Consider the following 11747-nt stretch of genomic DNA (forward strand, 5'->3'; position numbering starts at 1 on the left):
AATATGCCTCCATCGCACCGGCCTGGCGCAGGGCTTGGCAGGAAGTGATCCCGTTCTTTGCTTTTGATCCCGCCATCCGAAAGATCATCTACACCACCAACGCAATTGAAAGCTTGAACCGTGTAATCCGCAAATCGATTAAGACGCGGGGATCGTTCCCGACCGAAGACGCAGCCACGAAGCTGATCTACTTGGCGATCCGCAAGTTTGAGAAAGGCGGCCGAAATGTTCGAGAATGGTTTGCGGCCCGCAATCATTTCGCCATAATGTTTGAGGATCGCTTCAATGCGTGACTGTATCTAAAACCCGCATGGGCCAGACCAGATACACAAAGTTCATGACACTCCCGTGCGATGTTTGTATAGGCAAATGAACGCCACAATAGAAAGTGAAACTTGGCTTTGGTTTGGCGCAGCTGCTTCGACATGGGCACAAAGCTATAGCTTTTCGATCCGAATGGCCGAGCGTCTTCTCAGCCAATCTAAGGCATCCACGCCCTGCTTTGCTGGTGAGCTTCAGAGCTGACAACCACCAGTCTCTTTGAGAATTTCAGAGTTTGTCGATCCTTGGCGGACGATATCACAGGTTTTCAAAGAAACAAGTGGCGGCCTCTTTAAAATTATATCATTGTGTCGCACATGAGTGGACAAGAGCACGAAAAACTAAAGAGCCTTCTTGAGGCTGTCCCGACGGGATTCCTCGTGGACTCCGCCTGGCTTGAGCACCACGGGATAGGCCGACGTTCATCCTACGCCTATGTCCAACGCGGCTGGCTAGAACGCCTTGGACGCGGAGTCTTCCGCCGCCCGGCACCAGGCAGCGCCACCACGAACACGCTCGATTGGAAGACCTGCCTGCTCTCGCTCCAGCACATCATGCACTACCCTGTCCATATCGGGGGGGCAACGGCATTAGGCCTGCAAGGCTATGCGCACTATCTATCACTCGGCGACAAGAGCACGGTCTGGCTCTACGGCTCAAAAATTCCCAACTGGCTCGAGAAACTGCCGCTCAACGCCGACCTGCGCACACGCAGCGTATCGCTGTTCTCCGACCCGGTGTTGGGTGTCGATGACGCGCGAGATAATCAGGGAGAAACAGCGTCGTCCCTGCCATGGGACTGGAAACTGGTGATGTCTTCGCCGGAACGCGCGATCTTTGAGGCGCTGGACGAGTTGCCGGATCAAGCGAGCTTTCACAACCTCGACATGGCGTTCGAAAGCCTGACGACGTTGCGCCCAAGAACCCTCTCGGCGCTGCTCAGCAGTTGCAAGAAGATCAAGGTCAAACGCCTGTTCTTCGTGTTCGCCGACCGCCACGACCATGCCTGGCGCAAGCGTCTCAATCCGGAAGAGTTCGACCTCGGCAGCGGCGATCGCGCATTGGTCAAAGGCGGCAAGATACATCCTCGCTACAGGATCATGGTGCCCGAAGAGTTTGTAAGAAAGGAACGTGGTCATGGCGCGTGAAGACTATGCCGCCCAAGTGGCCCTACTCGTGCGCATACTCCCGTATGTCGCCAAGGAGGAAATATTTGCGCTCAAGGGCGGGACGGCCATCAACCTCTTCTATCGCGACCTTCCGCGCCTCTCGGTCGATATCGATTTGACCTATCTACCTGTCAAAGACCGCACCGAGAGCCTCGCCGAGATCAACGACGCGATGGACCGGATTGCTACCGTGATTGAGGGCGGCATCACCGGTGCCAAAGCGCAGCGTATTGCCGGCGGTGGCGGCGGCGCCACACGCGCGCTCGCACGCCTCGGTGCAGCCGAAATCAAGATCGAAACCTCCCCCGTCACCCGCGGCGTCGTGCATGATCCGGAACAACGCGAAGTCTCGGAAGCCGTCGAGGAAGAGTTCGGATACGCGATGATGAACATCGTCTCCTTCGAGGATTTGTTCGGCGGTAAGCTACATGCGGCCGTCGATCGCCAGCACCCGCGAGATCTCTACGACGTCAAGCTCCTCTACGAGAACGAAGGGTTTACCGACGCGTTGTTCCGCACCTTTCTGATATACGTCGCGAGTTCACCACGCCCGCCTCACGAACTGCTGAACCCAAACCTGATCAATCTGGATCAGCCCTACGCGCGAGAATTCCAGGGCATGACGAAGGACACGGTCAACCTTACGGAATTGATCGCAACGCGCGACCGCCTGATCGGGGACATCCAATCCCGCATGGATGAGGACGCGAAGAGGTTTCTGAGAACCCTGCATGAAGGCGACCCCGACTTCGACGCGCTCGGCCGCCCTCAAGCGGCCGAGCTTCCAGCGGTCAGATGGAAGCTCATCAACGTGAACAAGCTGAAAGCAGACAACCCCAAGAAGCATGCCGCCCAAGGGGAAGAGCTAGAGAAGCTCCTCGGTTAAGGATGGATCAGAAATGACTGATTTTGAAAACGATCCCGAGTATGAAGAATGCTTGGTCACATTTTTTGATGTCCTCGGCTTCCGAAATCTGCTGAACACGAGAAGCGGCGCAGAGATCAGGCACATGCTTTCGGTATTTCGTCGGGTATCCGAAGGGGATGCCACGCCACCGACCCGTTCCGATGAAATGCGGATGATCAGCGAAGTCCATGCCGAGATCGTGTCTGATGCGATCGTCAGAACCAGAACCATTGAAACTCAGTACCAGGCCGGCCCCTTGGTCTGGGAGCTTATCGATCTGCTGCACATCCAGATCGAGTGCGTGGCAAATGGCATATTGGTGCGCGGCGCGATGACGATCGGCCCCATGCATCTCGGCATCGACTTCAGTGGTCCGGTGTTTGGGCCTGCCCTCGTTCAGGCTTATTTCATGGAAGAAGGCGAGGTCATCTTCCCGCGCATTGCGATCCATGAAGATGTCATCGAACGCCACCGGCAGGACCAAACGCTCTGGCGGGAAGGACATTCCTATGAGGATGAAGAGCGTCACCTGAACAACCTCCTGCGCCAGGACGAGTCAGGCCTCCACTACATCGACTATCTTCGCGCCAGTCTACGCGAGCTCGACGGCGAATACGCCGGCTGGATCGAGTTTCTGGGTAGGCACAAAACGTTGGTGGAGAGCGGTCTCGCCAACAGTCCCAACGCGACGGTGCGCCGCAAATACAGCTGGCTCAAGAACTACCACAACGCAGTCATCGACGAGAACATGGCAAACTTGGAACCGGGCACGATGACAGAGGATGGCGACCCTTGGGAAGCTCTGTTCAGCGGGCTCAGGATCGAAGCCTGAGCTCTCTCGACAAGCCACGATTGGGAGCGTCATGAAATGTCCACGACATGCCTCACCGTTTGGCCAATACGGGGATTGCCAGCCCGCCACAATTCCTATGACCCGCCATCCAGATCTGCGTCCTCCAACTGCTCCCGCTCTGGCAGATCCGCGAGAGTCTCTAGATCAAATGCAACAAGGAACTGCTTGGTCGTCACAAAGGTGTAGGGCGCACCGCGGCGCGGCGATCGTGGCCCGGTCCCAATCAAGTCGCGCGCATGCAGCCGCCCGATCAGGCCACGGCTGATCTCCTTGCCAAAGATATCCTTCAGCCCATCGCGCGTGATCGGCTGGTGATAGGCGATGGCAGCAAGCACCGCGACGTCGAATTCGCTCAGATCGAGTAACTGATCCCCGACATCCGCCGCAGCGCGGATCGCGGGCGCGTAGGCCGCCCGGGGCCGGAACATCCAGCAGCCGGCGACCTGGGCAATCTCGAAGGCCCGCCCCTCCAGATCGGCACTGAGATCCTCGACCAGCAGGTCAATCGACGCCCCCTGCCCCACCACGCGCGCCAGGTCGTCGCGCGGCACCGGCGAGGCAGAGGCGAAGAGCACCGCCTCGCTCCGGCGCATCCATTCTCGCCAGCGCAGTTCTGGCGGCAGGGCAGCTCGCGATCCAGCTCGGGGTCAGAGCGATCCTTCGCCATCGCTACACCCCATAAAGCCGGAAGGTGTCGCGCCCGGTCAGCTCGCGCACCGCGCCCAAGTCGGCCAGCCGGTCGCAGAGCCGCCGCGCGGCGCGATCCGGCAAAGGTAAGGCCGACGGCGCCACGGCATCGCGGACCAGAAACATCTCGACCGCGGCCCCCGCTGCCTTTGCCCGCAGTTTTGGCGCGACTGCCTTAAGATGCGCCGCCCGCCGCGTGAGGTCTGCGGTCAGCCGAACGGCCTCGATTGCCGAAGAGATGAGTGCGCGATGACAGGCCAGTCGCAAGTCGTCGCTTTGACTGCGCAGGTCAGCGCGTTTCAGGCCAGCCGCCAGTAACGGCACGACATAATCCCAACCGAGGGATTGGGCGAGGGCCGCATCCGCGAGGATCAGCGCCGGAACGTCGGCACGCGGCGCCTGCTTCAGCACGGCCTCCAACACCATCGCAGCACGGTTGACCGGACGGCCCTTCCCCGCATCAAGCCACGTGATGATCTGGCCCGGCTCGAAGGTCGCCAAGCCTCGACCCAGAACCTTGATCGACACTGGCCGCTCCCCCGCGCGCCGCCAAGCAAGGTAAGCCCCACCCGCCGGCCCTGGCAGGTCGCCGGGGCGAAGAAGGTGCAGCGCATCGCGCAGCTCCCTCGCCCGCTCCGGTCGCCCGGAGAACGCCACACAAGCCTTGGCAGCGCGCAGCGCGAGCCGGTCCCGCAACAAGGCTTGGGGGCTTCCTCGCGTCGCAACACAAGATGCAGGTGATTCAGCGCCGCGCCCGACAAAAACGCAACATCTTCATAGGTTTCAGCGCGCGCGGCGGTGACCCAGGCAGGAAACCGAGGTAGCGTGTCGAGGTAGCTGATGTGATCAGGTCGGGCAAGAGTCATGCCAAAAGGCTATCCCACGGCGGCGCTTTCGTCCACAGAATGCTGGGCAAAACGCCCCTCCTTGTTGCTTGCAGTTATGTCCAATAAGTTTACATTATCGGACATTACGAGATACTGTCGCAGCTCAGTCTCAATACTAGCAGATTTTCGGGGGAACATGGCCACAGAGGACAAGAAGTTAAGCTCAGCACGCGCTAGTACATCCGATGATGCTGAGGTTGACGAGAGCGATCAAGAGAAAAGAGATGGCATCACCTTGCCCTCGCATGTGGCTGGTTCAGGCACCCTCGATCAGCTGGTAGAAACCGCACGCAGCTATGCAAAGCAGGCGGCTTCTGAGAACACCCTGAAGGCCTATGCGAAAGACTGGGTGCACTTTACCCGCTGGTGCAGACTGAAGGGAACGGACCCTTTGCCGCCTTCACCTGAGATGATCGGGCTCTACCTCGCTAACCTGGCGGCACCCACGGGAAAGGCCCCTGCCCTCTCAGTCTCGACAATCGAGCGCCGTCTTTCTGGACTTGGCTGGAACTACACTCAGCGCGGCTTCAACCTCGATCGCAAGAACCGCCACATCGCCACCGTGCTTGCCGGGATCAAGCGCAGGCACGCGCGACCGCCGGTTCGGAAAGAAGCAATCATGGCCGACGATATACTCGCTATGGTGGGTAGCCTTCCCTTCGATCTGCGTGGGTTGCGGGACCGCGCGATCCTGCTGTTGGGATACGCGGGGGGTCTGCGCCGCTCCGAAATCGTCAGCCTCGACTACGGTAAAGATGACACGCCGGACTCTGGCGGCTGGACCGAAATCCTAAATGATGGAGCGCTTCTTACATTGAACGCAAAAAACGGTTGGCGCGAGGTCGAGATCGGCCGCGGATCGTCGGACCAGACTTGCCCGGTTCATGCGCTGGAGAATTGGCTGCATTTTTCCAAGATCGACTTCGGTCCAATCTTTGTCAGAACGTCGCGCGATGGCAAAAAGCCGCTGGAGGCCCGGCTGACGGATAAGCATGTCGCTCGGCTCATCAAGCAGACAGTTCAGAGCGCAGGTATCCGTTCGGACCTTCCCGAAGAAGACCGCATGGCCCTGTTTTCCGGTCATTCGCTGCGTGCCGGCCTTGCCAGTTCGGCAGAGGTTGATGAACGCTTTGTCCAGAAGCAGCTCGGACACGCTTCGGCCGAGATGACACGGCTATATCAGCGACGCCGCGATCGGTTCCGCGTGAACCTGACCAAGGCTGCGGGCCTGTAGGGTATTTGCCTGACGCTAGCTCTTGTCCGACTCGTCGTTCTTGAGTGCCCCCAAGCTGCGATTTGGCGGGGTAGATCGCTGTGCGAATGCAAGAAATCCACGATCAATACCTCTGTGGCGCATTCCAGAAGCACAACAAAATGGTCCCCTGCCCTTGCGTAGCGCAGGTCCGCTTCGTCATCGAGCAGGACTGCACAACTTTGAGACACCCCCTCATCTCGCGATATCGACCAGACTGTCTTCTGCGCGTCGCCTGAGGCGAAATGATCGTTTCACGCTAGCGAGCGGGCTCTGTCAAAGGCACGTCGAATGGCATCAGAATCTGTACCATCAACCAACTCGTCATTTTCCGCCTGTGCGAGCCCCTGCATCAAGCTGCTTCGGAGTTCAGCCAAACCGGCTTCTTCGCGTTCAAGCAGTCGCAAGCCTACACGAAGGGCTTCGCTCGCATTTTAATAACGTCCAGATGAAATCAGGTCTTGAACCAGCTAATCTTGAGATTCTGTCAGTACCACATTGCGCGCAACCAATCATCTCCCGCTTAGCAATGTAAGCCAGCCCCAACTGCAAAGCGAAGGATAAAATTAAGGGGTTTCGTCCCCGCATCCAACGGGTTTGCCGAAGTTGGGACAAATACCGATTCGATATGTACGCAGTGCATCAACTTGTTGAGAGTTGCGAAGAAGATCCCACAACATCTTGTTTAACTTTGCTCGCTGGTAATTTTATCCCACATTAACATGTTCTTAGCGTCATAACATGAGAAAACATGATATTGAGTCATCATTTGCTTAAGCAGTATACTGCAAAAAATTGTTGCCTGAGGTTAAGTTGCGTGTCATGAGTTCAGTTGTCGCTGTTTGACGTAAATCACGCGATTTAGCGACGAAACACAGATGGCCCACTAAGAGGTCGTGAGGGCAGCATGAATTCAAACGCAGATATCGTTCAAACCAACTCTATCGCCGCATCTATTGCGTCGAACGCTGCCCGCCTGTCAGAGGCGCTTAACAATCATATGCGCAATAGCTTTCAGCCCGATAGTAGAAAGGCGCTGCGTAAATTTCATCCCGCGGAAGTTTCAGAGCTTACTGGGATCAGCATGTCGAACCTTCGAACGCGGCATCAGGAGGGCGATTTTCCCGATGTAGAGACTGATTCCAGAGGTCGCAGGCTCTACACAGCCCAAGAGATCGACCAGATCCGCCATGTGATGGCGAAGACTGGTCGGAACGGTGAAACATATCTTCCCGGTCGGCGAGAGAACGACGCCCTTCAGGTGATTTCTATCGTCAACTTTAAAGGCGGCTCTAGCAAGACAACCAGCGCCATCCACTTGGCCCAACGGTACGCTTTGCGAGGCTATCGTGTACTTGCGATCGACATGGACCCACAGGCCAGCTTAACCACGATGTTCGGATACCGTCCGGAGATAGAGTTCGCGGAAAGCGGTACGGTTTACGACGCGCTAAAGTACGAAGATCCGGTGCCGCTGAGCCAAATCATTCGAAAGACTTACTTTCACAATCTTGATCTCGCTCCTGCCGGCCTGTTGTTATCGGAGTACGAGACTGAAACAGCCTACGCGCTTCAGCACAAGGTTGATCCGCCCTTTACTCAACGTCTTGCGATCGCCATCGACGAGATCGAGAGCCACTACGATCTTGTCATCATCGATTGCCCGCCTCAGCTAGGCTTTACAACCATGACAGCTTTGTTGGCGTCTACAGGCCTTCTGATCACAGTCGTTCCCAGCATGCTGGATGTCGCTTCAATGGCGCAATTCCTTGAAATGGCTGGAGAAACTGTCCAGACCCTTGAGGAGGCAGCCGGACCTATCGATTGGAATTTCCTTAAGTTCTTGATTGCTCGATATGAGCCGACCGACGTACCACAATCACAAATGGCAGGTTTTTTGAGATCTATACTTCTGGATCAAGTGTTGACCACACCAATGCTTAAATCCACCGCGATCTCAGACGCTGGGATGACGCAGCAAACCATCTATGAATTGGACCCCTCTCAGGTCGTGAAGAAGACTCTAACCCGAATATTGGAATCCGTTAATGGTGTCGCTGATGAATTCGAAAGCACAATACAGCAAGCTTGGGGAAGGGAAACTGACTAATGGCCCGTCGAAACCTATTCCAGCCTCCTCCCCCACCTGACGCAGACAATTCGGCGGTTCCAGCTGGTGAGCAAAAGGTACGTTTTCCTAATACTGGGGCGATGAGCGGCGTGAAGTCCACTTTGAAGGATGTGGCGAGCAACGCTGTCAGAGAAATCTCGGTTAATGTCATAGAAGAGAGTGGCCCTAAGGACCGACTCTCTTTCAGCGATGCTGATGTTTTAAAGCTAGCTGAGAGCATTAAGGCTCACGGCCAACAAGTGCCTATCATGGTGCGTCCAATTTCGGACAAACCCGGACACTATAAGATCGTCTATGGTCGCCGTAGATTACGGGCTTTACGTTCGCTCGGTATCCCCGCGAAAGCACTTGTTAGGTCTCTTTCTGACGAGGAAGCCATCCTCGCCCAGGGACAGGAAAATTCCCAGCGTTTGGATCCCAGCTTCATTGAAAAAGCTCTCTTCGCGGCTGAACTTTACGCAAGTGGCTACGAACAGGCCATCATTCTTGATGCCCTCGCGGTGGACAAACCAATGTTGTCTAGAATGACCAAAGTAGCGCGGTCCATTCCAAAGTCAGTCATTGAGCAGATCGGATCCGCTCATGGCATTGGACGAAGACGCTGGGAAGAACTTGCGGACCAGTCGCTTAACGACAGCATCGATCTTGAACAGGTTACCGCAGCACTTGAGCTTGATGCGACTAAAAGCCCCGACGATCGCTTTAGCATGATCTGTGACGCCGTTAGTCAGGTGCTGAAACCTAAGGCAACTAGTAAACCCGTTCCCTCCCCGACTCTCTCCATCAAGCTTGGTGATGGGACGGTTTTAGCAGAGGTGAAAGAAACGGCCCGTGCTTTGACAGTTAAGCTGTCGAAGGCTGAAGCCCCAGAATTTGCTCAGTGGATGCGTAACAACGCAGATGCGGAGCTTACACGTCTTTACGAGGCGTGGCAGTCAAAGCGAAAGCCTGACTGATTATTAACCGAGCAGATACACCAAAAAAGGAGCACACCAACAGCCTAAAAAGAAAGAGCCCCCCAAGGTTTCCCTAGGAGAGCCCGATCTGTTCTTTGCACTTTCAGATTTAGCAGCTTCTCCGCGCCAGTCAACAACAACCGATTCGGTTGCTGAAGATTTGCGGCCTTTTTTCTGATTTTCAGGGATATTGGTGCCTTTCACATCAGGTTGTCGTGAAAAAAACATGGCATTTAGACAAGCAACTGCACCCTCCGGGTTGCGGACCGGTGAACTATTGTCCGCGGACAACTCCATTCCAGAGCGCCACATCATTGTTGCAACACTGCGGAAAGCTGCCCCCCGCTTGGGTCTCAGCGCATCTGTGATTTCAACCTTAGACGCGATGCTTTCGTGTCTTGCACCTAAGCGCAACCACCACACAGTGTTTGCATCGAACGCAACACTCACATTTAGACGCAATGGCATCTCAGACCGGACGATCCGGCGCCACGCAGCAACGTTACAAGAGATCGGACTGCTTGTTCGCCACGATAGCGCTAATCGAAAACGCTTCACAAAACACAGCAGCCATGAAGGCAAAACGTTGCGGTTCGGATTTGACCTAACACCACTCTTTGATCGCCTGCATGAGATTGCGGCATTGGCAGCAGAGGTGATGCAAGAGCGAGAACAAGTTGATTACCTGCGCGCCAAAATCCGCGCAGCGGCGAACGAATGTCTAACCGAAAACCCAAGCGATGAAATGGCCCTCAGCACCTTCCGTATCCTACGTCGTAAGTTATCCCTCGAAGACTGCGAACGGATCCTCTCAGAACTGGTAATCTCTGAGATCGCAGCCGAGTCTACAAATGATCCAAGTTCTAGTTTGACAACAACTATGACCGCCAGTGACGGTCAATTTGTCCGACACCATCATAAGTCAAATAAAGAACTTATTGATAAAGAGAAGGTTGTTCTAAAAAACGAAAAGTTACCTTCATCTTCAGACGCTCCAATATCCATCCCAGAGTTGTTATCCGCTTGCCCCAACGCTGCTGAATTTTCACTGAAACGCGTCGAGACCATTCACGATGTCGTAAGCCACGCTCGAACCCTTGCACCAATGATTGGAATCACCAGCCAAAGCTATGAAGCAGCACATAAACGCCTCGGCGCTTTAAGAGCCGCAGCGACAGTTTGGGCGATTATGCAGTTCCATGACAAGATTCGAGCAGTGGGAGCATACTTTCGATCAATCACCACTGGTTCGAAGAGTGCCGATTTTAGCCCAGAAAGGTTAATACGGCGTCTTGCCAAGGTTCAGAGCTATCCGGCATGAACCAGCAATTGTCCGCGGACAATTTCCTTACTGTAATGCCATTAAAAACTCCTTCATGGCGATCAATACCGCGAACAGGCGCAATTCCTGGACATGCTGCCCATTCTTGGCAACGCGCGCCGCACCGATGACCAGCTGATGCGCCACTTCGAGGCCTTTGCACTCCCGCCCTGGCGACAGCGCGAGGATCTAAACGGAATGATGACTGCGTTCACGCCACTTCTTCGACGCGAATGATCAAGGTGACCGGCGACATCACTCCTGGCACCTTTTCGCTCCTGTCGCAGCTACCGATCACCACCATTGAAAGAGGCGGGGAACGCATCCTCTCCTGTGACATCCTCGGCGCCTACCGGTTGTCTATCTCCACGAGGTCGATGACGTCTGACTTTCGGGCCCACGCACATGGCCCAGTTCCACACCATGACGGCTTCGGAATTCGTCGCCGCGCTCGGTCTAACAGGGCATGATGTGTTTGACTTGGAATGGCGTCTTTCGGAAGGGCAGGGGGCTCTAATCGCGGCTCGGACCAATCTTTCGCTATAACGATGCAAGCCATGACATTCCTGGAGTTGAGGGCTGCGGCCCGCATGATGATCGCACGAAAAAGCTGGTGTTCGTGTCTGTACTATCCCGAAGGTCTGCATTGCAAAGCGGCTACACTGCCGCGGCGATTTCGCTTCCAGGTGCTTGGTGGGGAGTTTCGAGACGCCCCAAGGGAGACCCGTCCGACCGGTTCGGTAGGGATTGGTTCAATAAATTTGAAGGGCATGCCGAGGTCAGTGCAGCGCATCTCGAAGCTTGGGCGCGCGGCGCGGGGCAGCGAGACCTGAAAGCGCCAGAAGTGCTTCAGGTACTAATGGCATGGCATCGTCACGCCTCGCCGCCGAGCGGTGGCGAGCAGCCCCGAATGTCCCTGAAAGAACGGTGGGATAATCATGATTTTCTGTCCACGCCGATCCACCGGCAAGCATTGACGGTCGTCGTCCCCGAATACTTTCAGGTGGCGCCAGTCCTTGCCAAGTTGGTGCGCCCCGGTCACCACGCCCTGGCGCAGGGCTCGCTGTTGCAGTGTTTTGCAATAACGGGCGGATCATGGAGGATACGGTCAAATGGCCGATATTAGTCATGCTCGTGAGCGATGCGGAGGGACAGGGAAGGGCCCGGCAGGGCGTTGTTGCAGGGACCCCCGGTCGGCTGATATTGGGTGCGTTCTGTTCGTTTCAGGATGCTGTAAATGCCGTACAAGTTCAACGCCGATCG

Annotated in this window: 9 protein-coding genes and 3 pseudogenes; 8 read left to right on the plus strand and 4 right to left on the minus strand. The window is 55.9% G+C overall.

The features are described from left to right. The 4 genes from BLQ98_RS17440 to BLQ98_RS17455 all read left to right on the plus strand — a co-directional run. A partial coding sequence (locus BLQ98_RS17440) for a transposase (RefSeq protein ID WP_141135376.1) occupies positions 1 to 293 on the plus strand: 293 nt, incomplete at its 5' end. A gap of 345 nt (positions 294 to 638) precedes the next feature. Then, complete coding sequence (locus BLQ98_RS17445; RefSeq protein WP_093734471.1) at positions 639 to 1469, plus strand: type IV toxin-antitoxin system AbiEi family antitoxin domain-containing protein; 831 nt, start codon at positions 639 to 641, stop codon at positions 1467 to 1469. Beyond that, positions 1459 to 2376 (plus strand): nucleotidyl transferase AbiEii/AbiGii toxin family protein, encoded by a 918-nt coding sequence (locus BLQ98_RS17450; protein ID WP_093734472.1) that lies wholly within the window; start codon positions 1459 to 1461, stop codon positions 2374 to 2376. Before BLQ98_RS17445 ends, BLQ98_RS17450 begins: the two co-directional genes overlap by 11 nt. Positions 2377 to 2389: 13 nt before the next feature. Then, positions 2390 to 3229 (plus strand): hypothetical protein, encoded by an 840-nt coding sequence (locus BLQ98_RS17455; protein ID WP_093734473.1) that lies wholly within the window; start codon positions 2390 to 2392, stop codon positions 3227 to 3229. 95 nt (positions 3230 to 3324) lie between these two features. Here the strand turns inward: BLQ98_RS17455 and scpB are convergent. Both scpB and BLQ98_RS17465 read right to left on the minus strand, forming a co-directional pair. Then, a pseudogene (gene scpB / locus BLQ98_RS17460) lies at positions 3325 to 3917 on the minus strand (SMC-Scp complex subunit ScpB). A gap of 2 nt (positions 3918 to 3919) precedes the next feature. After that, positions 3920 to 4803: pseudogene (locus tag BLQ98_RS17465) on the minus strand (DUF1403 family protein). 157 nt (positions 4804 to 4960) lie between these two features. Between BLQ98_RS17465 and BLQ98_RS17470 the strand changes: the two are divergent. Next, the gene (locus tag BLQ98_RS17470; protein ID WP_093734474.1) at positions 4961 to 6058 is read left to right on the plus strand and encodes a tyrosine-type recombinase/integrase; all 1098 of its coding nucleotides are present in this window, start codon (positions 4961 to 4963) and stop codon (positions 6056 to 6058) included. A 272-nt stretch (positions 6059 to 6330) separates the two neighbouring features. Here the strand turns inward: BLQ98_RS17470 and BLQ98_RS17480 are convergent. Beyond that, a pseudogene (locus BLQ98_RS17480) lies at positions 6331 to 6495 on the minus strand (type II toxin-antitoxin system ParD family antitoxin); the annotation flags it as partial. Positions 6496 to 6983: 488 nt separating this feature from the next. On the opposite strand from BLQ98_RS17480, the gene repA reads away from it, so the two are divergent. After that, a complete protein-coding gene (gene repA, locus BLQ98_RS17485; RefSeq protein ID WP_093734475.1) occupies positions 6984 to 8186 on the plus strand; it encodes a plasmid partitioning protein RepA in 1203 nt (400 codons plus the stop codon). Then, positions 8186 to 9163, plus strand: coding sequence for a plasmid partitioning protein RepB (gene repB / locus BLQ98_RS17490; RefSeq protein WP_093734476.1), 978 nt, complete (start codon positions 8186 to 8188; stop codon positions 9161 to 9163). Before repA ends, repB begins: the two co-directional genes overlap by 1 nt. A 3-nt stretch (positions 9164 to 9166) precedes the next feature. Here repB and BLQ98_RS18165 read toward each other — a convergent pair whose 3' ends face one another. Next, positions 9167 to 9460, minus strand: coding sequence for a hypothetical protein (locus BLQ98_RS18165; protein WP_208596099.1), 294 nt, complete (start codon positions 9458 to 9460; stop codon positions 9167 to 9169). On the opposite strand from BLQ98_RS18165, the gene repC reads away from it, so the two are divergent. Next, on the plus strand, positions 9390 to 10484 hold the full coding sequence (gene repC / locus BLQ98_RS17495) for a plasmid replication protein RepC (protein ID WP_093734477.1): 1095 nt from the start codon (positions 9390 to 9392) through the stop codon (positions 10482 to 10484). The two genes, BLQ98_RS18165 and repC, sit on opposite strands and share 71 nt — an antisense overlap. Positions 10485 to 11747: the final 1263 nt, after the last annotated feature.

The sequence above is a fragment of the Sulfitobacter litoralis genome (assembly GCF_900103185.1).
GTDB lineage: Bacteria > Pseudomonadota > Alphaproteobacteria > Rhodobacterales > Rhodobacteraceae > Sulfitobacter > Sulfitobacter litoralis.